This is a genomic window from Chryseobacterium sp. GW821-FHT04C04, from assembly GCF_059420365.1.
Map to the genome: position 1 here is coordinate 1 of NZ_JBWKTO010000009.1, position 25,646 is coordinate 25,646.

The following is a 25,646-nucleotide window of genomic DNA, read 5'->3' on the forward strand; positions in this document are numbered from 1 at the left end:
AAATCAATGCTAAATTTTTCTTTTTTATACATAAAAAATGCCCCTAAAAAGTGTCTAACTTTTTGGGGGCAGTCTACACATATAATGTGAGACGGACTTTTATTTTAATTCGTACTAACTAATTAGCATTTTCCGAATGACTGACTGATAATTGTGATTCCAGCTATAATAATAGTTACTCTAATTCCTGTTGGAATTCCCCAAGTAGTACATATAGACAAGCAAGCCTGCCCAGCCGTTCCATTAGGAATACTTAATGGTATGCTGAAACAATATTTTCCAAAACCTAAAGGTAGGTTGATGCACACTTTGTTGTTCTCAACAGTGATTGAAATACACTCTGCTGTTACTAGAAGATACCCTGCGCTAGTATTAGCAAGGCTTAAGTCTGAATCCGCTCCTGATGAACGACGATTTGCCTGACTGTCTTCGTGTGATCTTTTTGCTGCTTCTAATGCGTGTGAAATAGCTTCTTCGCTAAATTTAAATTCTGCCATGATTTTATAGTTTTTGTTTTCTTACTCGTTTGGCTTTTCAGAATCCGCCTCGTTTTTAAAGTGGTTCCTGAACTCCACTGTAATATTACGATGTAAAACTACAGAATTAAAATACTGTATATCACAGTCTTAGTACGGAATTTTCCATTTACGTATTTATACCTAGACCTACGTGGTAAGCGCGCGTGAAGGTTAATTCTCGATACAGAGAAATGTATTTAATGATTAAAATGATGCAATTTTCACATTTTTTGAAATGATTATAAATGAAAAGCACAGGTTAAAAAACCCATGCTTTCATTTAATATCTGACTTCATAAAAGCAAAAAGCACAGACCAAAATCTGTGCTTTTATATTCTATTAAAGATTATTTATTTCTTAGCTGCCGGTTTCTTAACCGCAGGTTTTTTTGCTGTTGCAGTTGTTTTCTTAGTAGTAGCCACTTTTTTAGCCGCAGGCTTTTTCTTCTCAGCAAAGGCTTTAGGATCCTGGTCGGTAATCCATTTTTTAACCTCATCTAAAGAAAGTTCTTTCAATTCATCAGCATCGTATTTTGTATCGTCTGCTTTCTTTGGAATTTTGAACATTGCTTTTCCGAACTTGATGAAAGGTCCCCATCTTCCGTTTTCAATAGAAATTTTTTCTTTTTCCCACTGTTGGATGTATCGGTTGGCTTCTTTTTCAAGCTTTGCATCAATCAGTTCATTGATATCACTTTGAGAAAGATTTTCAAAGTCATATTTCTTTGGAACATTTACGAAAATAGCTTTGTATTTGATAAATGGTCCGAATCTTCCTGTTCCTTTCGTTACGGGCTCTCCTTTATAAGTGGCAATTGGAGCATCAGCAATTTTCTTTTCATTGATGATTTCTTCCGCACGTTTCTGATCTACAGAAAGTGGATCTTCACCTTTCGGAATACTGATATAAGTTTCTCCCCATTTCACATAAGGACCAAATCTACCAACCCCTACAGAAACTGATTGACCGTCAACTTCACCTAAATCGAAAGGTAATTTGAAAAGTTCTAAAGCTTCATCAAAAGTGATGGTTGCAATATTTTGCCCTGTCATTAATGATGCGAAAACAGGTTTTTCTTCATCATCCGTTTCTCCAATCTGGATCATCGCTCCAAATCTTCCGATTCTTGCATGAACATTTTTACCCGTCTTAGGATCTACTCCTAATAATCGGTCTCCTGTTGCACGGTCTGCATTTTCTTCTACATCCTCAATTCTTGGGTGGAATTTTGAGTAGAAATTCGTCATCATTTCTTTCCATTTCTGATCACCGCTTGCAATTTCGTCAAAACTTTCTTCTACTCTTGCCGTAAAACCGTAATCAAGAATTTCTTTAAAATTATCTGTTAAGAAATCATTGACCACTTCTCCGATATCTGTAGGAAGGAATTTATTTTTATCCCCCCCGAATTTCTCATCAAGAACTACTTTTTTGATCTTATCTTTTACCAAAGACATTTTGATCACTTCACGGGTTTGAGGTTCTATTTCCCTCTTATCCACATATTCTCTGTTCTGAATGGTTTGAATAGTCGGAGCATAAGTAGAAGGTCTACCAATTCCCAGCTCTTCAAGTTTTCTCACCAATCCAGCTTCAGTATATCTTGCACTTGGTCTTGTGAATTTTTCAGTAGCAGTAATGGCTTTATAATTTAATACCTCCCCTACGTTTACTTTCGGCAATAGCTTATCGTTGTTCTCCTCATCGTCCTCTTCTGTCTTTACAATACCATAAGCTTTCAGGAAACCATCAAAAATGATTACTTCTCCCTGTGCTTCAAAATGGTGAGGCAATGAGGCATTCCCGATCTCGATCACTGTCTTTTCAATTTTGGCATTCGCCATCTGAGAAGCTAATGTTCTTCTGTATATTAATTGGTATAACTTATTCAGCTGTACATCTCCTATACTTTTCATTCCGAAATCTGTAGGACGGATCGCTTCGTGAGCTTCCTGTGCTGAAGAAGATTTTGTAGTATAATTTCTTGGAGAAGAATATTCTGCTCCGTATTCTGAAGTAATTTGTCTTTTTGCTCCTTCAATAGCTTCTTGGGAAAGGTTTACTGAGTCTGTTCTCATATAAGTAATAAACCCTTCTTCGTACAGTCTCTGCGCAAGACGCATTGTATTGGTAACATTATACCCAAGCCTTGATGAAGCTTCCTGCTGCAACGTAGATGTTGTAAACGGAGCCGAAGCCGAACGTGTACCTGGTTTGGTTTCAACATTCAGAACTTTAAATTCTGTAGTTTTTGCCTTCTCAAGGAATTTTTCAGCGTCTTCTTCTTTTTCAAAGTCTTTTTTCAGTTTGGCAGCAATTTCCTGCTCTGTTTTATTTAAAAAGATTCCATCAAGTTTAAAGCTCGCTTTGGGAGTAAACTCACGGATCTCTTTTTCTCTTTCAACAATTAATCTTACTGCTACAGACTGTACTCTTCCTGCAGAAAGCCCCGGTTTTACTTTTTTCCATAAAACAGGTGACATTTCAAAACCTACAATTCTATCCAGCACTCTTCTTGCCTGCTGGGCATTTACCAGGTTCTGATCAATATCTCTTGGATTGTCGATTGCTTTTAGAATGGCATTTTTGGTAATCTCATGGAAAACAATTCTTTTTCTGTTTTCAGGCTTCAGTTTCAATTCATCTGCAAGATGCCATGCAATAGCTTCTCCTTCACGGTCCTCATCGGAAGCAAGCCATACCATCTCGGCTTTCTTTACTGCGGCCTTCAATTCGGTTACCAATTTCTTTTTGTCTGCTGAAACTTCGTAATCAGGACTGAATGTAGTAAGGTCTATCCCCATCCCCTTTTTAGGAAGGTCACGGATATGTCCGAAACTGGATTTTACTTCAAAATCCTTTCCTAAGTATTTCTGAATAGTTTTTGCTTTGGCCGGGGACTCTACGATTACTAAATTTTTCGACATTCTAACTAAAAATTTTTGCAAAAGTAAAGCTTTTTTATTATATACTTTTTGTTAAGCGGTTTTAATTTAACAATCCGGTCAGTTTACATCTTCTTTAAACACCTATTTTCTAAAGAAATAAATCCTTTTGTAGCGTAGGTTTTAGACTGTTATATACATATCAACAAATAATGATATAGAATTTTTCACCAGCCGTAATAGATGCAAGAAATATGTTGATCAGTAGAAAAACTGAACAAGGACTCTTCTTCCCCTTTTTACTTGATTATTTTAAAGAGTTTATCGTTTTATAATTTTTACAACCGCTTCAGAATCGTTTATCCTTATTAGATACATTCCAGTACTTAAAGACGAAAGATCTGTCTGGTTGTTGATAAACTGTCCAGATTTTACAAGTTGTCCCAGTGCATTAAAAATTTCATAGTCATATTCTTTATTCTCCGCAGCCTTGATATAAAGGATATTGGAAACAGGACTTGGGTATAAGGAAATCTTGTTATCCACAGCTTTAAGCTCAGTATTTGCAGTGCTTAATGTAGGAATATTAGGAATGATTGTAAGTCTTGAGGCCGGCCCTTCCTCATCACCATTGGCATCATATTTTATTTTTACACATCGGCATCCCACCCCGAAATATGGATCGTTATTATCATGAAAGACCATTATCCTATTCATTGTAGGAGCTGCATCAAAAAGGACATTCACTGCTCTTCCAAGATAATTTGAAGTTAAAGCAGCCGTCCAGACAGCAGGATACTGAAAATTGAGACTATTGAATGTTCCTTGGGTTGTTTGATTGGCAATTACACTTCTGAATCCTCTTGATCCTGAATCTGGATAGTTCCCGACAGAATATACAGGATTATTAAACATATATCCTATTGTGAAGTTGGCAGCGTTTCTCACTCTTGTTCCTAAATAATCGGTGGCAATAGTATATGACGTGGCCACATTTTTATCTTTTTTATACCATGGAGTCTGCCCAAAATCAGCTGCGGAAACCAATGCAACATTCGTAAGATCGGGAATCCTCCATCCTTCAGGACAAGGATCAAAAGGGGATTTCTCACCTCCTCTTCCCCATCTGTCAGGAGCTAAATTGGGTTCTGCAGCCAGCCAGTCAGTTCCGTTGGTATAATTGGGTGTTGCACTGTTAAAAGGCGCTAAAGTACTTGGAATCATATATACCAGAGGATTTTTAATAGAATAAGATATGATCTTGGAAATCTTATCTATGGGCTTATCAGTGACCTGTACATTTGATACTGCAGCATACGTATTGTAAGGGATGATATAAGTACCCGACAGATTATTATAATCAGCCTGATTAAGAATAGCATACGAAACAGTTCCATTTGTACCTGCAGAGCCTAAAAATATATTGTAGAAACTTCTATTATCCGCATTTTGAAATGCAGGAATAGGATCTTTTCTTCCCCATTGATAGTGCAGTCCTGTGGAGGCTCGTATTTTTAACAATTCAGCAGCAGTAGGTGCAAGAGGGTTGGCAATATTGGGAAAAGCATCTGTGGCTCCAAGGTTACGATCCATGAAGGTGGTCTGCAATATGACATCTGCTTTATTGACATAGTTCACATAGTTGGTGACTGCCGCCGGAGCTTCCGTAGTATACGTATAAGATTCTACAGGAGAATCCGTAACCCAGATATGCCAGCTCCAGTACACCGGAGCTGTTATACTGCCATTATGCAGGGTAACCACAGCATTTCCGCTCTGATCAGGGGCAATCTCAACAGATATTTTAGCATTAGCAATATCCTGTAATGAAGAGGGTGATGGATTCACCACTGAAATTTTATTGATAAGATTGGCATTCGTCGTCCAGAGAACATTTCCTTTTAAATTATTAAAATTGGAAGGATTCAATATGTCAACATTATTCAACAATTGACTTTGTACCGAGAATGCTTTGCTTACTGGAATTTCAATGGTAGCAGGTGTTCCACTCTTCACAATCTGATAAGCATTAGGGTTATTAATTCCTTCTTTATATTCTATTGATGCAGGTAAATATTCTGTAGGAAAATCATAGTCATTGACAAGATACAGCGGATCTTTTACACATCTGCAGCCATTGGCATCAGAGGTATACATTACTGACATAGGAAAGTAATAATATCGTCCTTTAATATTGGGATAGTTAGGATCCGGAATATCGGGTTGCATCTTATCCGGAATCATAGAAAGCCCTCTGACTGTGACAGCCGGAGAAGTATCGAACTGTCGTGCCATAGTAGCTGTCCACAGTGCGATGTGGTGCTGATCGGTATATTGTCCCAAATGAGCACTTCTGATAAGCTGTCCATTTCCAGGAAATACCCCCATGTTGTATCCTCCGACCGCTGAAAGATCAAAGCCCAAATTAGAATACACCTTAAAGCCAGTCATAAATGTGGGAACTCCGGCATCAGTAGGCTTTATAATATGGTACTTATTGGTTTCAAAAACATTTTTAGACATATTGGTTTTCACTCCGAAAGGCGAAAAGTCTATTCTGACATCGTCTACATAGGATGCAGAAGCCAGATTGGCGACCAGCATAGAAGGTATACGCCAGCCGTTGGGACAAGGGTCATAAGAAGATTTGTCCCTGTAGGGTTTTGCTTTGTCGTCGGTATTGTAAACAGTTTCAATTTTACCCTGTGCATTATCAGACCAAAGATTAAGTTCTGAAAGTCTGTTATTCGGTAAAGTTGTGGATCTTCCAAACCAATTGACAGGCAGATTGACGTTATTATTGTAATAGGCCTGACCAGAATTATCATCTTTATTAACATAGATAAGGCTCAAAGGATTTTTTACAGAAAGCCTGAGGTTGTTGGTGACCTCTGCGCTGGAAAGCAAAACAAATTTTCGGAGATCGTCAATACTGGTAGCATTATCCATGTTTTTTGCCCCTCTATGCCTGATTCTTCCCATAGATCCTGAAGCTTCATAGAAGTCATTTCCTCTTGTAACCAAAGGTGGAATAGGATCTTTTCGTCCCCACTGGTAAAGAAGCCCTATACTCCTGTTCCAGTCTGAAGCCGTGATAGAATTTGTAACCGCCCCAAGATTCCTGTCCATCCATTTCCAATCAGCGTCTGGAATAAGCTCAGAGGCACCGTCCGATTTCATCCTTTTAACGTTGTTGAAACTTCTATAAGTTACTCCATTCGTAGGATCATCTGTTACCCAGATATGCCAACTCCAGAAGATCTCCCCATTTACCTTAAGAGCAACAACAGAATTGCCTTTTTTTGTTTTGTTGATCGGGACTTTTATTTTGGCATCCTGACCTGTCCCTACCATCTCGAGGGCATAGTTTACTCCTGATTTTATAAGTCCATGAACATCTTCCCACAGTACATCTGCGGTAATCGTTCCCGCCGGAATACCATTTCCGTTAAGATAGCCCCCTCCTTCCCACATCGCATATGCTTTCCTTACGGGCACCAGTAATCCTTCACTATTTTGGCTGGGATCAAAGATGTAACTGTTGGGAGCTTTTTTCCAATCCGGGAGCAATAGTTTTGGCAAATCATGTATGGGCCTGACCAATGAGTCCATATTGTTAAAACCCGCCACATGATTTATATGCCCGATCGAGGGAAGGCTTCCTCTGATATTACCTTTTGAATAGATCACCAATGATATCAGGCAGAAAACTGCCGCTAATTTACCAACTAAATTTTTCATACCTTATTGATTTGAGTGTCATTAGCGGAATACAATCTTTAAGCCTAAATCAATAAAAAGATATTTATTTTATAAATATTAATAACATATTTGGATTATGTTGTCAATAACCCAAAAACAAAAATCCTGCAAACAGGCCAAATTCCAGCAATGTGGTCGCATAAAAAAAGACAGCTAAAAGCTGCCTTTATATTTTAATCTATCCAATATTATGGAAGGACATAGTTTTTATAACGTTCTATCGAAAATCTTCCTGCCTTGATATTGTTAAAGATAGAGAAGACGACAAAATTGAAGACAACAAGTGAGATAATAAAAGCATAAATCAAGTTCTTAGTTCTCGCTCCAACAACATACATAGCATTCGGAATAATGATATATGAAAACCCAATAAATGCTCCCGCAAGTCTTGACGAGAAAATAGGATTATTTCTAAAGATAAAATACAAACAGACCCCAATCACGGCATAGTTCCTATGGTATTCGTAGTAAGGATAATATTCTTTCATTTTATTATCAAAAGCAAAAAGGAAAAAGGTCAGAATAGCCATCATCACTTCAGGAATTCCAATACCTCCATTCAGTCGCTGTACGGTTTCATCCATATATCCATTGAATCCCTCTACAAGCATATTATCAGAGGCCATCCCATCTAAAAATCCACCAAAGCTCCTATAGATTTCAAACGGAGATAAAAAGACTGAGCCTATAATCATAATAAGCATCACCGTTTTGTTCAAAGGAACTCGGGCCAGCCAGTACATCGGGAGGAATAAATAGGCAACACTATGTATACCAGAGCCTATGAATATGAAAAATAAGTAATGCCAGAATTTCCGTTCTTTGATATAGCGTATGGCGAAATAAACGATAAAGGTCCCAAGGTTTTGTCTGATCTGTCCACTTTCCCCAATAAAGAAGTTGGGAATAAACATAAAAAGAGTAAAGGTAAAAGGATAAAAAGTATTCTCTTCTGTATACTCCACCTTAAAGATCATCGCAAAAATAGCAATGACCAGGGTCAGCATATAAAAGGGGGCATTAAAGAAATTGAGAAGAACTTTATTAATCAGCGTATACAGCCACTCCACATCCAGGTTTTCTGTTCCCTCCATATGAAGCATCTTCATAAAGATACTGTAATAGCTTTTGGTATCAGAGTAAATATAAATTCCTTTGTAACTTCCGTAATCCGGACCTACATCATTTCTAAGTCCTACAATAATAATGAAATAAACTGCAAGGAACCAGAACCATTTTTTATCAACCTTTTTTCCATATACCTCCTGAATACTGAAGAACAGCATATAGAGGATCGCAATTATATAATAAGGGTGTAATAAACTCATGCTAAATCTCTGATGTTTTTTTAAACTGATGATATGCTGTAATGATTCCAGTCAGAATCAGAGGCAAAAAAAGCCTCACTTCCCAAAAAAGCCCTACTAAAGTAATCATAATAAGGTAAGGAATTGAAAAGAAAAAATATTTCCCAAAAACGGTTCTATTTTCTTCGCCAATACAAAGTCTGTATATAAAGTAAATCACAATTACTGCAAATACCAACCCCGCAAGGTTGAAGGGACTCGAAAAATTTCTATTGATATAAAACCCTTCTACAAAGGTCGTTTCATCTTGTACAACCAAAGCTCTCAATCCCAGATAAGGAACAATAAACGCGATCACCAATGGTATTATTTTCCAGATTACCTGATAATTTCCTTTTTTTAATTCATCAATATTGAAAAATACAGCAGCAAAGAAAGCAATATTCAAGCAGGCTGTTTCTCTTACCAAAGTAGAGATTCCGATCAGGCCAATAAGAATAAAAAAGAATATATTTTTTTGGGTATCTAAATACTTAAGGGTCAAAAACACACCCGTCAGATAACAAAAAAGAGCAATAGTATCACAGTTTGTCGGGGCATATTGTGTTATGACAATAAAAAAAACAGCCAGAAGGTGAATAATTCTCCTTGCATTAAGATTCAAAAGAAGCCCTGTTGACCTCAGTTTAAATATGGCATTCAAAATAAGGGAACACAAAATAAAGAAAACGCTGTTCATCAGGAAAAGCCCGTGATAAAAAGGGGTTCCGTTTTTGGATAAAAAATCTTTGAAAAAAGAAAGAGGTCCATTAATTAGGTGGTACATCAGATCTGTCATCTGTATACTCAGATAATTGGGAATGACTCTGTAAGCATATACCGAGGAAAATAAAAAGTCGGGGGTTGTTTCTGATGTTTTTAATCTTGTATAGGAAGATTCAAATCCATAATAAGACATCGCAAACAGCAGAAGCGGAAGTACTATTACAAATAGGAATCCGTTTATTTTTTCATCATTTCTTTTCAACATATCTAAAACAGATTCTTATTTTTTTAATAATAATTGTGGTTTAAAATACATTTTTTTAAAAGGGAACTTCTGCAAAAGTAGAATATTTTTTCATTCTTCCTAGAATATTTTATTGATTTTCAGTCAAAACTTATCGCTAACTATTTTGAACTAATGCTTAAAAAATTAAATTTGCAGACTTGATATACATGCAATGCATCGCTTTTTTATATTTTTATATTATCTGATTTCCAAAAATAAAATCCTATCTGTACTGACAGCCTTAGGAATTGCCGTTTTATGCCTATTTTTTGCCTCGAAGATTAATTTTGAGGAAGACATCAATCAGATCATTCCTAAAAATGAAAAATCCGATCTTACCGCAAAAGTTATTAAGCAGCTTAACTTCTCGGATAAAATTATTGTCATTATAGAGAATAAATCCCAAGAAGATAACTTTCAGCTTTCTGAAACGGCGGATACTTTTCTACAAAAAATAGAACCTTTACAAAAGTATATAGGTTCTGTGCAGGGTAAAGTGAACGATAATGAAATTTCAGAAACGTTTGATTTTGTCAGCCAGAATCTGCCATTATTCCTCAATGAAAATGATTATAAGGAAATTGACAGAAAGCTTCAGAAAGACAGTATTGCCAAACAGGTAGAGAACAATTACATCTCCCTCGTTTCTCCCACAAGCCTTGTTACAAAAGAATTTATCAAAAAAGATCCTTTGGGGCTTACTTTTTTGGGGATCAAAAAACTGAATGCTTTAAATATCAGTAAGGATTTTAAGCTTGAAGACAGCTACATTGTAACCAAAGACGGAAAAAACCTCTTACTTTTTATTGATCCTAAAAATAAAAGTAATGATACAAAAGCGAATGAAGCATTTGTAGATCAGCTCAACTCCATAAAAGACGCTATCAATAAGCAATTCAAAGGAAAAACAGAAATAAGTTACTTCGGATCTCCGGTGATTGCTGTAGCGAATGCCAAGCAGATCAAAAAAGACATTCAAAATACGGTAGTTATTTCCATGACGGTTCTTTTGATTCTCCTGATCTATTATTTCAGGAACATTTTCACACCTGTTATCGTCTTTTTACCCACCGTATTTTCTGTACTTCTTGCGTTATTGGTTCTTTATTTTATTAAAGATAAGATCTCAGCAATTTCCTTAAGTGTAGGAGCCATTCTAATCGGGATTACCATAGATTATGCCCTTCATATCCTTACCCATTATAAGCACAACAATAATATTGAAGAACTTTACAAAGAAATTACCCAGCCTATTATCTTGAGTAGTGCAACCACAGCCGTCTCATTCTTATGTCTGGTTTTTGTACGTTCTGAAGCATTGAAAGATTTAGGCCTTTTTGCGGCGATCACCGTTATTCTTTCCTCCATCACAGCTTTAATTATCGTTCCTCAGCTTTATAAACCAAAAGAAAAGGGAGAACATCTCAATACCAACTTCATTGATAAAATCGGGGCTTATCCTTATGAGAAAAACAAGCCTTTGATTATTGGATGTTCCATCATCATTCTTGCCTGCCTTTTCGGATTCAGACATGTAGGTTTTAATGAAGACATCGGTGAGCTGAATTACATCCCGAAAGAACTGAAAATAAGTGAAGCTAAACTTCAGAAACTTTCAGATATCACTTCAAAATCTATCTATACTATTTCTTACGGAAATTCTGAAGAAGAAGCCTTAACCAGAAATTCTGAGCTAAGCAGTTTCCTTGAGAAAGAGAAAAAAGAGGGTAAGATTTTAAGTTACAATTCTATCGGAAGTATTGTGCTTTCAGAAAAAGACCAGCAAAAAAAGATTGAGAAATGGAACAGCTTCTGGAGCGACTCTAAGAAGAATCAGACGATTTCCGAACTGACCAGTAATGGAAATAAATTTGGGTTTAACGGTTCAGCTTTTGATAATTTTAATGAAGCTCTGCATAAAAACTATTCTGAATTAAGCCTGAAAGACTATCAAAAAGTAAAAGCTCTTCAGATTTCAGAATTTATGAGCAATGAAAATGGTTTTTACACGGTTTCCAATGTAGTAAAAGTAGACGAAAACAAAAGGGACACTTTCATCAAAGATATTGAGAAGAAGCATGATGCCATTGCTATTGACCGACAGCAGATGAACGAGAATTTTCTTGGTTTGCTGAAAAGAGACTTCAATACACTAATCAACTACTCTCTTCTAGCGATTGTTCTGACCATTATTGTGTTCTTCAGAAATTTTGAATTAACGCTTCTTACCATGTTCCCGATTGTGTTAACGGGGGTTGTAACCGCTGGAATTCTTTATTTCTTAGGATTGGAATTAAATATTTTCAGTACCGTAGTCTGCACACTCGTATTTGGAGTTGGCGATGATTTCAGTATTTTCCTGACCCAGGCGATGCAAAAAGAGCATACAACAGGCAAAAATGAATTGCCAACCTATAGAACTTCAATTATTCTTGCTGTTTTCACCACCATTCTTTCGATTGGTTCCCTGATCTTTGCCAAACATCCGGCTCTGCATTCTTTAGCTTTGGTCGCATTGATTGGAATGTTCTCCGTGATTATTATTACCTCTACTCTATATCCTTTCTGGTTCAGATTATTGATTACCAACCGGGCAAAGAAAGGTCTTTCCCCGATTACTTTCAGGTTATTTTTACGGGCTGTATTCTCGTTTTTATATTATGGATTAGGAGGATTAGTTTTTTCTGCTTTCGGAAGTTTATTTATTAAAAACTCCAGGGGAAGAACGTTAGATATCATCAAATTAATTCTCGCTAAGTTTTTGACATCAGTACTTTATTTAACCCCTTTTGTAAAGAAAAGAGTGATTAAAAATCCGTCAGAAGACTTCAGCAAACCGGCTGTCATCATTGCCAACCACACCTCTTTTTTAGATACACTGGCGATTGCAATGGCCACCCACAAAATCATCTATCTGGTGAATGACTGGGTATATGAATCTCCTGTTTTTGGAAAACTGGTAAGAGCACTTGGCTTTTATCCCGTTTCACAGGGAATTGAAAATGGAATGGATAAGCTGAAAGAAAAGATTGCACAGGGATATTCTTTGGTTGTTTTCCCTGAAGCAGAACGTTCTTATACCAATGATGTCAAAAGATTCCATAAAGGAGCATTCTACCTTGCTGAGCAATTTGGTCTGGATGTTCTTCCACTTTACATCCACGGAAATTCTGAAGTATTACCGAAGGGAGATTTTATTATATACAACGGAAGCATTACGGTAAAAGTAGGCAACAGGATCAGTAAAGATGATGTGAGTTTCGGAAAAAACTATTCTGAGAGAACCAAAAAGATCAATGCTTATTTCCGGGAAGAATTTGCCAAGCTGAGAGAAGAGATTGAAGATGAAAATTATTTTAAAAATAAATTATTCCTGAGTTATCTATATAAAGACAGTGAAGTAGTAAAAGAAGTAAAACAAGATTTTAAAACCAACAAATCCGTATATTTCGAACTTAATAAGCATATTTCCAATGAAGCCAATATTCTGCATATAGCCAACGATTTTGGGCAAAAAGATGCTTTATTAACCTTATATCAGGCCAGCCGAAGAATTTTTTCCCTGATAAAAAATGATGACAGAAGAGCAACAGCAGCACACAGTTATCTGGTAAAAAGAAGAAAGATTCAGTATATAAAAGACTTTTCTGAGGTGAACAAAAAGATTGATGTTCTTCTGATCTCAGATGATAACTTTACCATGAATGATCTACAGGAGCTTCCTGAAACTATCATTTTTTTAAATACGAAAAACACTTCATTTGAAAGTAATAATTATACACAGGAATTGAGTTCCGAATCATTAAAAGTATTTAAAACTCAATAATAAATATGAAAAACATATTTTTGTAAACGCTAAAGAAAACTAATGAAGAAAAATATACTTGTCATATATTATTCACAAACCGGTCAACTCGAAGATATTGTGAGAAACATAGCCAAGCCTTTTGAAGCTCAAAAGGATGCTTATGATATTACGTATTACAACATTCAGCTCAAGGAAGATTTTCCTTTTCCATGGCCAGGTGATGTTTTTTTCAACACTTTTCCTGAATCTTATCTGCAGATTCCGAAAGAAATTCTGCCCCCATCCGAAGAAGTTCTGAACAAAAAGTATGACCTCATCCTTTTCGGATATCAGGTATGGTATCTCACACCATCCATTCCTATTATTTCATTCTTAAAGAGTGGCTATGCAGAATGCATCCTTAAAGATACTCCTGTAGTCACCATTTCCGGAACCAGAAATATGTGGATGCTTTCCCAGGAGAAATTAAAAGTATACTTAAGAGACTTGCAGGCAAAACTTGTTGGGAACATAGCCTTGGTAGACAGACACGATAATTATACCAGTGTACTGACCATCCTTCGATGGCTGACAACAGGTCAGAAAGAAAAATCAGGAATGCTTCCCGCAGCAGGGGTTTCTGATGAAGAAATCACAGGTTCAGTAAAGTATGGCGAGATTATTGAAAGACATTTTAAGAATAACGACCTGAATAATTTACAGCCGGAGCTCGTTAAAAATGGTGCCATTGAAATCCGGGCATTTTTGGTACGGGTAGAGAAGGTAGGAAACAAAATTTTCACAGTATGGTCTAACCTGATTATCAAGAAAAAAGAGAAACGTCCATTGCTGATAAAATTCTTTAAGGTATATTTGATGGCAGCGATATGGATTATCTCACCTGTCGTTTTGGTATTACACCTGCTTACAACCCCTATATTTTGGTTTAAAAGACAAAAACAAAAAAGATATTTACAAGGAATTAATTTAAAATAGAATGTACGACGTATTTATAACAAAAGCATCAAAATACTTACCCAATGAGCCGGTAGCGAATGATGAAATGGAGACTTATCTTGGGCTTATCAATGATGCGCCATCTAAAGCAAAATCACTTATCCTAAGAAATAATAAAATCACGACCAGATACTACGCTTTAGATAAAGAAGGAAATCCTACACACTCTAATGCGCAGCTTACTGCAAAAGCAGTTGAAGGACTTTTTGACGAAAATTTCAAAAAGGAAGATATGAAGCTATTATCCGTAGGAACTACTTCACCAGACCAGATACAGCCTTCTCACGCTTCTATGGTTCACGGTGAACTGAACATCGGAAAATCTATTGAAATTAATACTTCAACAGGTCTTTGCAATTCGGGAATGAATGCCCTGAACTATGGATTCCTTTCTGTAAGAGCCGGTGTACAGGAAAACGCAGTATGTGCAGGTTCCGAAAGAATGTCTGCTTGGATGACTGCTGACAAATTCAACCACGAGGCTGAAAATTTAAAATTACTGGAAGAAAGACCCATAATTGCGTTCAAAAGAGAATTCCTTAGATGGATGCTTTCTGACGGAGCAGGGGCTTTCCTATTGGAAAACAAGCCAAGAGAAAACAGTATTTCTTTAAAGGTAGAATTCATTGATTTCTACTCTTATGCTCACGAAATCGAGGCATGTATGTATGCAGGATGTGACAAACTGGAAGATGGAAGCCTGAAATCATGGGCAGACTATCCTTCTGACGAGTGGCTGAAGCAATCTATTTTTGCCATCAAACAGGATACTAAAATCCTTGATAAATATATCCTTGTAAAAGGTGCAGAGAGTTTAAGATCTTCTTTTGACAAACATAATCTGGATCCCGAAAAAATTGATCATGTATTGGCTCATATTTCTTCAGGATATTTTAAAGACGGACTGAAAGAAGAATTTGCTAAAAAAGGAATGGATTTCCCTGCGGAAAAATGGTTCTACAACCTTTCTGAGGTTGGAAACATCGGAGCAGGATCTATATTTATTGCTCTTGAAGAATTGATGAACTCCGGGACCTTGAAAAAAGGAGAAAAAGTACTTCTTTGTGTCCCTGAAAGTGGAAGATTCGCTTATTCTTGTGCCTTATTAACAGTTTGCTAATGGAAAATAAACTGCCTACGTCTGATAAAGACTTTGTAGAAAGCCTTATTCCACAACGATTCCCATTTGTGATGGTGCATGAGTTATCAGAATATTCTGAAAGTCATCTCTTATCTGGTTTTGAGATCAAAGAAGATAATCTCTTCATCCAGGACGGATTATTTCAGGCTTCCGGATTGATTGAGCACCAGGCACAGAGTGTTGCCCTGCACACCGGATATAAATATTATCTGTTGGGGAAAGAGGCCCCTACAGGATATATTGGAGCCATCAAATCTTTTGAAGCTGAAATATTGCCCAAAATAGGAGACCAGCTGAAATCTGAGGTAACCATCCTCAATGAAGTAATGGGAGTTACACTGGTAGATATTGTTACCAAACTGAACGGTGAAGTGATTGCAAAATCTCAAATGAAAACCGCTGTAAAATAAACTGAAATGGAAATAAAGGAAGAGAATATCATCAATATACACAACTTTTTACCGCATCGTGAACCGATGCTTATGGCAGACTATATCCTGGAGCTGACGCAAGAAAAAGTAGTGACTTCCTTTGAAATAAAAGAAGACAATATATTTGTTCACAACAATGAATTTGTAGAAGCCGGCTTAATTGAAAACCTGGCACAGACCTGCTCATCCATCCTGGGACAAAGCTTCTTTGAAAATCCGGAAGCAGATACCAAAGTGATTGGGTTTATTACCAATATCAAGAAAATTGAGGTTTTTGCCCTTCCAAAAGTGAATGATAAAATTATTTCCAAAGCCTCACTTATTTCACAATTTGAAAACATCTGCCACATCTTCTGTGAAACATTTCATAATGATGAATTATTGATCAGAGCGGAAATCAACCTTTTTATTCAGGAAGTAAAGTCGTAAAGATCAATTCAACATATAATAAAAGCTGTACCAACGTACAGCTTTTTTGTTTTTAAGCCATTCGGTATTTAATGCTTTCAATAGATCCGTGAATATTTGTGTAATTCATTTGTCCCCTTTGTGTTTAAAATCAGTTGATGTTTCCCATTTTTTGAAAACGGGCTAAAGCCCACTCCTATTGAATTGATTATAATGATCTTACAATAAAAACATTTATTTTTTATCTATTTCCACACTCATCACCCCGCAAAAAAACAACTGATAACCAGCTCATTAAAATACAAAAAACCTCATCACAAGATGAATTATTTCACGTGAAACATTGGTGAAATGCGTGAAACTATGATGGTCAGGGAGAAATAATTTTCAGCAACAAAAAAGCGGAACATTCCTGTCCCGCTTTTATGATTATTTTTAACAAAAGAATTAATATCCGAAGATCTCTTCAAGAGATACTTCCTGGAATTCACCCATTTTGTTGATAGATTCCATATTCAGGTTTTCTTTCTTACCGATGATGGCTGTATTGTATTTTACAGGCTTCACTTCAGTATTGTAGAATCCTGTAAGCTGTGGTAATGTCAGCCCTTGGATTTCAGCATAAACATCTTTTCTTAAATCGTAGTCTACACCTAATTTTTTCAAGGCTAGCTGATTGAAGAAAATATTCGTTCTGTTGATTCTGTTAGAAGCAATCTGCTTTAATGCAGATCCTCTTGCGTTTTCAAACTGTGCAGGAATCTGTGGTAAAGATACCATCAGATCATTCATTGCATTTACAGCTAAAGGAAGCTTGTTTGACTGTGTTCCGATATAATTTGTAACATAGTTTGCTTTGCCTTTTTCCGAAGCATTTCCATAAGAAACATAAGCAGTATATGCCAAAGACTTACTTTCTCTGATTTCCTGAAAAACGATTGAAGATAACCCTCTTCCGAAGTACTCATTGAAAACATTTGCTTTCCCGAAATTGCTAAGGTTTACTGTATTTGCTTTTGCGACTTTAGACATTTCCATCTGTACCATGTCATAGTTGGTGAAATATACTTTCCCTTCAGTAGCCGGTTCAGCATATTCTTTTGCCTGCGCAGGCTGAAGACTTGTATTGGAGATAAAAGGCTTCACTGCTTTTTCCAGACCAGACTGATCCTGTCCATAAAGAAGGACCTGATAAGGATATTGGTTCAGGGTTTTCACTTTCTTCATCAATTCTACAGCATCAATGCTCTCAAGACGTTCTTTGGAAACGATATCCGTCATTCTTGAGTTTTTACCATATTTAGAATAGTTTGAAAGGGCAGCCATGATTCTCACTTTATCTTTCTTAGCAGACGCTCTAGACTCCAGAATTGTTTTTACAGTCTGTGCATAAACAGCTTTATCTGCTTTTACATTCGTCATCCAGTGGTTCATCAGCTCTACTCCTTTCTTCATATTGCTTTCAAGACCGCTCAATGTGACAATCATCTGATCGTTGGAAGTTCTCAGGCTATAGCTGATTCCCAGTTTATAAAATTCTTCTTTCAGCTGTTCAGAAGTGTATTTATCTGTTCCAAGATATTCAAAAAGAGTTCCTGCAATAGAAAGTTCTTTGTCATTATCTGTTCCGAAAGGGAAAACATAGCTTACCTGAGCAATCTCATTATACTTGTTTTTCACAAAACTTACCGTCTTATCCTTGATTTGTGAAGTCTGAATAGCCGTTTTAAAATCAATAAATTCAGGCTTGATTTCCGCAACCTTTGTATTCAGAATATCTTTAAGGAAAGGAGACTGAGCCTCTCTGTTCAGCTTAATAGGGGTAATTCCCGGGTTCTGTACACGAACAAGCTTATCATTCACTCCTTTTTCCTTATAAAGAACAACATAATTGTCTTTAAAGAAATCGTTGGCAAACTTCACCACATCAGCTTTAGTGATCTTGTCATACTGATTGATCTCATCAAGCTCCTGCTCCCATGTTCTCACATTGATATAGGAATCATACAGTTCTGTAGCTAATCCGTCTGCTGTTTCCCAGCCTTTCATACGCTGAACTTTTTTATCATTGACGATAGCTTTCAGCATCCAATCTGGAAACTGGCCTTTTTTCACAAGCTCCAGCTGATCCATCAATAGTTTTTTGGCTTCATCAAAGCTTTGTCCTTCTTTAGGAGTCACTACCAGTCCAAATGTGCCATACATTTTGTAAGGCGACTCATAAGCACCAGCTCCAAGCGTTTTTTGCTTCTGGTTGATGTTAAGGTCAATTAATCCCGCATCTCCTCTGTTGCTTAAGATTTCAGAGACTACATCTGCTAATCTTGCTTCCTGCGTTCCATAAGAATCTGTTCTCCATGCAATCGTCATTCTTGGAGTAGTCGGGCTTTTTACTGTTCTGGTAATAATGCCGGTCATTGGCTCTTCTGTAACCATTTTTTTCATCGGAAGCTCTTTATATTTGAACGCTCCGAAATACTGATCAACTAATTTTATAGTTTTATCAAAATCAAGGTCTCCAACCAATACTACCGCCATATTATTAGGCACATAATACGTATCAAAATATTTGTGAATAGCCTCCATAGAAGGACTCTTCAAATGTTCTGAAGTACCTATTGTAGTCTGCTGTCCGTTTGGATGTTTTGGGAAAAGTGCCTGCATCAATGAATAATATACAAGACGGCTGTCATTATCCTGCGCTCTGTTGTATTCCTCATATACCGCTTCAAGCTCAGTATGGAAAAGACGTAATACCAATTCTGAAAAACGTTCTTTCTCTACTTTTAGCCATTTTTCCAATTCATTGGAAGGGATATTGTTTTTATACACCGTTTCATCCAGCGATGTATGGGCATTTGTTCCTGTTGCTCCTAATGAAGAAATTGCTTTGTCATATTCATTAGCAATAGCATATTTAGAAGCTTCCTGAGAAACTTCGTCAATTTTTTTATAAAGCTCTTTCTTTTTTTCAGGATCTTTTTCTGCTTTATGCTGCTCATAAAGATCAGAGATCTGCTGTAGCAAAACCTTTTCTTTTGCCCAATCCTGAGTTCCCAGGTGTGAAGTTCCTTTGAAGACCATATGCTCAAGGTAGTGAGCCAATCCGGTATTATCACTTGGATCATTGTTCGATCCTGTTCTTACCGGAATGTATGTCTGAATTCTCGGTGCATCATCATTTTTAGCAAGATAAACCTTCAATCCGTTTTTCAATGTATAAACACGAACTCCGGCACGGTCATTTTTTACAGTTTCATAAGTGTACCCTTGAGCATCTGTAAGCTTTTGGGTCTCAAATTTCTGTGCCATTGCGCTTATCATACAGAAAAGCGAAACAGAAATAAAAAACTTTTTCATAGTTGTTATTTAATAATTATTTTTTTATCCAAATTTCTAATCCATTAGTCTTACTTATATAAACACTTGTTACAAAAGAATTGTTACAAGCGAAAACAATAACCCTTCACAGATCCCCTTTAAGATTCTTATATATATGATTAGTTAAAGACCTCTTTCAAAAAGGAAAAAATAAAAATCCATTTTTATCACGATTTTGGAGATTTTTTTTGATACTCCCTCTATTTCACAGTAATAACTCTCTCAGATTTAATATGATTTACATATAATGTATTTTCACTATTTTAGCCACCTGATTAAAAGAATCAAAAATAGGTGAACCCTATTTCATCTGGAATTTAAAAAATTAACATTATTTAGATGAAAAAACAAGACCTGCCTCAAGACGAAAGTAACCTAAAATCCGCCAACATGACAGAAGTTCTGTATGTAACGGATGAGAATGATAACTACACGACAGCAAACAGCACAGGCTGGGATGCCAAGAAAGCGGCTCTGGATGAATCGATGGAACTCATTTATGAAAGAATTGAGGAAGCAAAACAAAATGTTGCTAATAATATAGTAAGTCCCATCGTTTATTTTATGGAACTGAATAAAATGGACCCACCTGTACTTGCTTCTTACGTAGGAATGTGGCAATGGAGGGTGAAAAGACATTTTAAACCCGGAATATTCAAAACACTAAGCGAAACTGCACTGAAAAAATATGCCGATGCATTCGGAATTTCAGTGGATGAATTAAAAAACTTCAACGGAAAATAAATGAAATAAGGCCTATATAAAGTGCCGGATTCCATTTGACCAATGAAAAGATACAATCTGCAAATGAAATTAAACTTTGAACACCATCAGACTGCGCATTGCGAAAACGGTGTTGCTTCTAATCTACTGCTTAATAAAGGCCTGAAACTAAGCGAGCCGATGATCTTTGGGATCGGTTCAGGATTGTTTTTTGTCTATCTGCCTTTTTTAAAGGTAAATTTTGCTCCGGGCTTCAGCTACCGTCCGATGCCGGGTGCTATTTTCAGTAAAGCAGCCAAAAGATTAGGAATTAAAATCAAAAGAGAAAAATTCTCAAATCCTAAAGATGCCCAAAAAGCTCTTGAAAGAAACCTGGATCAAAATATACCTACAGGACTTCAGGTAGGCGTTTTCAACCTTACCTACTTCCCGGAGGAATATAAATTCCACTTCAATGCCCACAATCTTGTGGTATACGGAAAGGAAGACGGGAAATTCCTGATCAGTGATCCGGTGATGGATTATACAACATCCCTTTCTGAAGCAGAACTGGAAAAAGTAAGATATGCCAAGGGAGCACTGCCACCAAAAGGGCACATGTATTACCCTATTTATGTTCCTGAAAATATCAATCTTGAAGAAGCCATAAAAAAAGGAATCAAAGACACCTGCAAAAATATGCTGGCACCGGTACCCCTTATCGGTGTAAAAGCTATGAGATGGGTGGCGAAAAGCATTCCGAAATGGGCAGAAAAGAAGGGAACCAAGGTCACCAACCATTATTTGGGACAATTGATTAGAATGCAGGAAGAAATCGGGACCGGAGGCGGAGGTTTCAGATTTATCTATGGAGCATTCCTTCAGGAAGCTTCTGTCATTCTTAAAAATGATGAGCTGAAAGAATTATCAAAAGAAATCACTTCTATTGGTGACCTTTGGAGAGATTTTGCAGTGGATATTGCCAGAGTGTACAAAAATAGAAACTCAAAAAGCAATATTTATAATGAACTTTCAAAAACGATGTTGCATATTGCAGATCTGGAAGAAGCTTTCTATAAAAAACTGAGAAAAGCGATCTGATATGGCAGAAAATATGATTGAGATCAAAAACTTATATAAGAAGTACAAAAATTCTGATGATTTTTCTGTAAACGATATCTCTTTGAATATCAATAAAAATGAAATTTATGGAATTCTCGGACCTAACGGAGCTGGAAAAACAACTTTAATTTCCATGCTTTCAGGACTGATAAAACCTACTTCAGGACAATTTACCATCAATGGTTTATCTCCACAGAAAGATGGTTTCAAAATTAGACAGATTATAGGGATTGTTCCGCAGGAATATGCTTTGTATCCTACTCTTACGGCTAAAGAAAACCTGATGTTTTTCGGGAGCCTGTATGGTTTGAAGCACAATCAGCTTAAAAAAGCAATTGATGAATCCCTGGAAATCATGGGACTTTCAAAATTTGCTAATAAACAGGTAGGACAATTTTCCGGAGGAATGAAACGCAGATGCAACCTCATCGCCGGCACCCTTCACAATCCTAAAATTTTATTTTTGGACGAACCCACTGTAGGAGTGGATGTTCAATCTAAAAAAGCCATTATTGATTATCTCCTGGATTTAAATAAACAGGGAACCTGCATTATTTATACTTCCCATCACCTGTCGGAAGCTGAAGAGTTCTGTACAAAAATTGCCATCATCGACCATGGAAAAATTCATGCGGTGGGAACCCCTGAAGAACTTGTTGCACAGATCGCCAATGCCGAAAACCTTGAAGATGTTTTCATTTCATTAACCGGAAAAGAACTAAGAGATGTTGTTGTATAAACTATGGAGAAGCTTTATTAAGGAAATTCTTCTTCTGAAAAGAGATATCGGAGGAATCGTCATCATCTTCGTGATGCCGCTGCTTCTGATTGTAACCATTACCCTTATTCAGGATTCTACTTTTAAAAATCTGGAAGGATCAAAAATCCCGATTATTTTTATTGATCAGGATCAGTCTGATGTTTCAAAAAATATAAAAGCCGAACTGGAAAACAGTAAAACCTTCCAGCTGCTGACCAATTTCAATGAAAAATCTGCTCAGGAGGCCGTTTTTTCCGGAGATTATCAGATGGCAATTGTCATTCCTGAAAATTTAACAAAAGACTTAAATTCCAATATTGATTCTAAAGTTCAGGCCATTGTAAGTTCTTTTGGTCTGGAAGGAGATTCTGCAAAAGTAAAAGCCGTTGCTCCGAAGACAAAAGAGATTCATTTATACTTTGACCCTGCGACTAATGCAGGATTCAAAAACTCAGTGATGAATTCTGTCAATAAAATGGTTTTTGAAATTGAGAATAAAAAGATCTACAAAGCATTCCAGGATCAGCTGGGAACTACGGAGAATCTTGACGAAAATAAAAATCTGATCAGCTTTAAAGAAATCACGCCCAAGAAAGGAGCAATGGATATCATGCCAAATTCTGTTCAGCACAACGTTCCTGCATGGACTCTTTTTGCGATCTTCTTTATTGTAGTTCCTTTATCCATCAATTTGGTTAAAGAAAAAAGCCAGGGAACAAGTGTAAGAGCGAGAATAAGCCCTACTCCCTATTTTGTCCATATTTTAGGAAAAACATTTACCTATCTGATCATCTGTATCATTCAGTTTTTATTGATGGTAGCGGTGGGAATTTATCTTTTCCCTTATATGGATCTTCCGGCGTTTGATGTGTCCGGAAAAATGTTCCAGCTTGTAACAGTAACGTTGTTTGCAGGGTTGGCCGCCATCGGATTCGGAGTTTTATTGGGAACTATTGCCGATACACAGGAACAGTCTGCCCCATTTGGAGCAACTTCTGTAGTAGTTCTGGCAGCTATCGGAGGAATCTGGGTTCCTGTATTTCTAATGCCGGAATTCATGCAGACCGTAGCCAAATTCTCTCCCATGAACTGGGGATTGAATGCTTATTACGATATTATTTTAAGAAACAGCGGCATTGGTGGAATTGCTAAAGAGTTGGCATTCTTATTATTATTTTATATTGCCACCGTATCTATTTCCATTTTTTACGAAAAGAAACAAAATGCAGTCTAAAGAAAATATATTAACCTGTACCGAAGAAGTCAGAGTACGATTCAATGAGACAGATCCACTGGGAATTGTCTGGCACGGACATTATATCGTTTATTTTGAAGACGGAAGAGAAGCTTTTGGGCGCCAACATGGCCTCACTTATCTTGACATTCAGAATGAAGGATATGTGACACCGATTGTAAAAAGTACCTGTGAACATTTTCTTCCTTTAAAATATGGAGAAACCTTCAGGATTGTAACGACGTTTATCAATTCTGTTTCTGCCAAGCTTATCTACAGATATGAGATTTTCAATCAGGAAGACAAGTTGGTATGCAGTGGTGAAACGATCCAGGTATTTCTGGACAGCAATGGAGGTTTGTGCCTGTACAATCCGGACTTTTTTCAAAACTGGAAAGACAAAATGGGATTATCATGAAGAAGGAAATTTATATCACAGACTACAATTGTGTAACTCCCCTGGGTTTCGATGCTGATTCTAACTGGAAAGCCCTTTTAGAAGGAAAATCAGGCGTTGCTTTACATAAAATTATAGACAATCAGGAGGCTTTTTATGCTTCCATGATTGATTCTCAAAAACTGGATGAAGAATTCAACAGATTCTTCGACTACGCTCAGAATGACATTCATAATTTCACAAGACTGGAGAAGATGCTTCTTTTAAGCTTACAGCCTCTTGTTGAAAAACATGCCCTATCAGAAAACACCGCTTTTATTCTTTCAACGACAAAAGGAAACATCAGCCTGTTAAAAAATCAGTCTGAGCTACCGGAAGGCGTTTATTTATCAAAATTAGCACAGAAAATAGCAGACTTTTTTGGATTCAAAACCAAACCTATTGTGGTTTCTAATGCTTGTGTTTCCGGGGTAATGGCCATTGCAGTTGCCAAGAATATGATCCTGGCAGGAAAATATAAAGATGCCTTCGTGATTGCCGGTGATGAACTCTCTGAATTTGTTATTTCAGGATTCAATTCATTCCAGGCTATAGGATCAGGACCATGCAAGCCTTATGATAAAAACAGAGATGGAATCAATATTGGTGAAGCTGCTGCTGCTATCTATATGACTAGCCGTCATTCTGAAGAAGGAAGAATCTCTGAAAATGAAAAATTCAGATTTAAAGTTTTGGGAGACTCTGCCATTAATGACGCCAACCATATTTCCGGACCTTCAAGAACCGGAGACGGTTTATTTGCCAGTATTAAAAATGCAATGACCGAAGCCCAAGTTTCTGCAGAACAAATTGATTTTATTTCTGCCCATGGAACCGCAACGTTATACAATGACGAAATGGAAGCCATTGCCTTCAACAGAATGGAGCTTCAAAATGTTCCTTTGAACAGCATGAAAGGATATTATGGACATTGTCTGGGTGCATCCGGACTTCTTGAAAGCATTATTTCTATGGAAAGTGCTATTTACAGTACGCTGCTTCCATCCAAGAATTTTGAAGAAAATGGAGTATCCCAACCGTTGAATATTATCAAAGAAAACCAATCAGCAGCAATACAATATATTCTGAAAACAGCTTCAGGTTTTGGCGGCTGCAATGCAGCAGTTGTTTTGGAAAAATGTTAAAATGAACGTGATGAAGAAAATAAATAGCTGTACCATAGAACATTCAAAAATAACCATTGACGGAAATATCGTTTTTGAAAGTCAGAGCGAAAACTTTCAGGAATTTGCCAAAGAAGCGTATAAAAGTTTAGACCTCAGCTATCCAAAGTTTCATAAAATGGATAACCTGAGTAAGCTTGCTTTTCTTTCTGCTGAAACCATTTTGAAAGATGAAGACCACAGCAGAACGGCCATCGTTTTTGCCAACAGAGCATCCAGTCTGGATACCGATTTCAAATATCAGGAGAGCATTAATGATCAGGATAACTTCTATCCAAGTCCTGCAGTTTTTGTCTACACCTTACCCAATATCTGTGTAGGCGAAATCAGCATTAAACACAAAATGCAGACAGAAAATGCTTTTTTCGTTTTGGACGAATTTGATGAAAATTTTTTAAACGATTATTCTGAACAAATTCTGCAGTCCGGAAAGGCTGACAAAGTATTATGCGGCTGGGTAGAATTGTATCAGGAAAATTATAAAGCTTTTGTATATTTGCTAACCTTATAAAAATGTAA

At 36.8% G+C, this 25,646-nt stretch carries 18 protein-coding genes; 12 read left to right on the forward strand and 6 right to left on the reverse strand.

What is annotated here, in order from left to right:
* Window positions 1-122: 122 nt before the first annotated feature.
* The 5 genes from AC07UM_RS22960 to AC07UM_RS22980 all read right to left on the reverse strand — a co-directional run bounded on the left by AC07UM_RS22960 (window position 123) and on the right by AC07UM_RS22980 (window position 9,503).
* Window positions 123-497, reverse strand: a complete 375-nt coding sequence (locus AC07UM_RS22960; protein WP_124535670.1) for a hypothetical protein — start codon at window positions 495-497, stop codon at window positions 123-125.
* Between the two features lie 372 nt (window positions 498-869).
* A complete protein-coding gene (gene topA / locus AC07UM_RS22965; protein ID WP_494685084.1) occupies window positions 870-3,446 on the reverse strand; it encodes a type I DNA topoisomerase in 2,577 nt (858 codons plus the stop codon).
* Window positions 3,447-3,725: 279 nt separating this feature from the next.
* The gene (locus AC07UM_RS22970) at window positions 3,726-7,145 is read right to left on the reverse strand and encodes a T9SS type A sorting domain-containing protein (RefSeq protein ID WP_494685085.1); all 3,420 of its coding nucleotides are present in this window, start codon (window positions 7,143-7,145) and stop codon (window positions 3,726-3,728) included.
* Window positions 7,146-7,354: 209 nt separating this feature from the next.
* The gene (locus tag AC07UM_RS22975) at window positions 7,355-8,494 is read right to left on the reverse strand and encodes an EpsG family protein (protein WP_494685086.1); all 1,140 of its coding nucleotides are present in this window, start codon (window positions 8,492-8,494) and stop codon (window positions 7,355-7,357) included.
* Between the two features lies 1 nt (window position 8,495).
* The gene (locus AC07UM_RS22980; protein ID WP_494685087.1) at window positions 8,496-9,503 is read right to left on the reverse strand and encodes a hypothetical protein; all 1,008 of its coding nucleotides are present in this window, start codon (window positions 9,501-9,503) and stop codon (window positions 8,496-8,498) included.
* Between the two features lie 193 nt (window positions 9,504-9,696).
* Here AC07UM_RS22980 and AC07UM_RS22985 point away from each other — a divergent pair, with 193 nt between their 5' ends.
* Genes AC07UM_RS22985 through AC07UM_RS23005 form a run of 5 tightly spaced genes read left to right on the forward strand, consistent with a single transcriptional unit; the run spans window position 9,697 to window position 16,329 of the window.
* Entirely contained in the window at window positions 9,697-13,350 is a 3,654-nt protein-coding gene (locus tag AC07UM_RS22985) for an MMPL family transporter (RefSeq protein WP_494685088.1), read from the forward strand.
* 42 nt (window positions 13,351-13,392) lie between these two features.
* On the forward strand, window positions 13,393-14,307 hold the full coding sequence (locus tag AC07UM_RS22990) for a dialkylresorcinol condensing enzyme DarA (protein ID WP_494685089.1): 915 nt from the start codon (window positions 13,393-13,395) through the stop codon (window positions 14,305-14,307).
* Between the two features lies 1 nt (window position 14,308).
* Entirely contained in the window at window positions 14,309-15,448 is a 1,140-nt protein-coding gene (darB, locus tag AC07UM_RS22995; RefSeq protein WP_103231417.1) for a dialkylresorcinol biosynthesis protein DarB, read from the forward strand.
* Window positions 15,448-15,879: a hotdog family protein gene (locus tag AC07UM_RS23000; RefSeq protein ID WP_494685090.1), complete on the forward strand. Its 432-nt coding sequence runs from the start codon at window positions 15,448-15,450 to the stop codon at window positions 15,877-15,879. Before darB ends, AC07UM_RS23000 begins: the two co-directional genes overlap by 1 nt.
* Before the next feature lie 6 nt (window positions 15,880-15,885).
* Entirely contained in the window at window positions 15,886-16,329 is a 444-nt protein-coding gene (locus AC07UM_RS23005; protein ID WP_103231419.1) for a hotdog family protein, read from the forward strand.
* A gap of 426 nt (window positions 16,330-16,755) precedes the next feature.
* Here the strand turns inward: AC07UM_RS23005 and AC07UM_RS23010 are convergent, their stop codons facing one another.
* A complete protein-coding gene (locus AC07UM_RS23010; RefSeq protein WP_494685091.1) occupies window positions 16,756-19,668 on the reverse strand; it encodes a M16 family metallopeptidase in 2,913 nt (970 codons plus the stop codon).
* A gap of 360 nt (window positions 19,669-20,028) precedes the next feature.
* Here AC07UM_RS23010 and DarG point away from each other — a divergent pair, with 360 nt between their 5' ends.
* The 7 genes from DarG to AC07UM_RS23045 all read left to right on the forward strand — a co-directional run bounded on the left by DarG (window position 20,029) and on the right by AC07UM_RS23045 (window position 25,638).
* The gene (gene DarG, locus AC07UM_RS23015) at window positions 20,029-20,433 is read left to right on the forward strand and encodes a flexirubin biosynthesis protein DarG (RefSeq protein ID WP_494685092.1); all 405 of its coding nucleotides are present in this window, start codon (window positions 20,029-20,031) and stop codon (window positions 20,431-20,433) included.
* 63 nt (window positions 20,434-20,496) lie between these two features.
* Window positions 20,497-21,492, forward strand: a complete 996-nt coding sequence (darH, locus tag AC07UM_RS23020; RefSeq protein ID WP_494685093.1) for a BtrH-related acyltransferase DarH — start codon at window positions 20,497-20,499, stop codon at window positions 21,490-21,492.
* Window position 21,493: 1 nt separating this feature from the next.
* Entirely contained in the window at window positions 21,494-22,252 is a 759-nt protein-coding gene (locus tag AC07UM_RS23025) for an ABC transporter ATP-binding protein (RefSeq protein ID WP_494685094.1), read from the forward strand.
* Window positions 22,239-23,507: an ABC transporter permease gene (locus AC07UM_RS23030; RefSeq protein WP_494685095.1), complete on the forward strand. Its 1,269-nt coding sequence runs from the start codon at window positions 22,239-22,241 to the stop codon at window positions 23,505-23,507. The genes AC07UM_RS23025 and AC07UM_RS23030 overlap by 14 nt, the downstream gene beginning before the upstream one ends.
* The gene (locus tag AC07UM_RS23035; protein WP_494685096.1) at window positions 23,497-23,925 is read left to right on the forward strand and encodes an acyl-CoA thioesterase; all 429 of its coding nucleotides are present in this window, start codon (window positions 23,497-23,499) and stop codon (window positions 23,923-23,925) included. The genes AC07UM_RS23030 and AC07UM_RS23035 overlap by 11 nt, the downstream gene beginning before the upstream one ends.
* Window positions 23,922-25,088, forward strand: a complete 1,167-nt coding sequence (locus tag AC07UM_RS23040; RefSeq protein WP_494685097.1) for a beta-ketoacyl synthase N-terminal-like domain-containing protein — start codon at window positions 23,922-23,924, stop codon at window positions 25,086-25,088. The genes AC07UM_RS23035 and AC07UM_RS23040 overlap by 4 nt, the downstream gene beginning before the upstream one ends.
* Before the next feature lie 10 nt (window positions 25,089-25,098).
* On the forward strand, window positions 25,099-25,638 hold the full coding sequence (locus AC07UM_RS23045) for a 3-oxoacyl-ACP synthase (RefSeq protein WP_494685098.1): 540 nt from the start codon (window positions 25,099-25,101) through the stop codon (window positions 25,636-25,638).
* The last annotated feature ends 8 nt before the right edge of the window (window positions 25,639-25,646 follow it).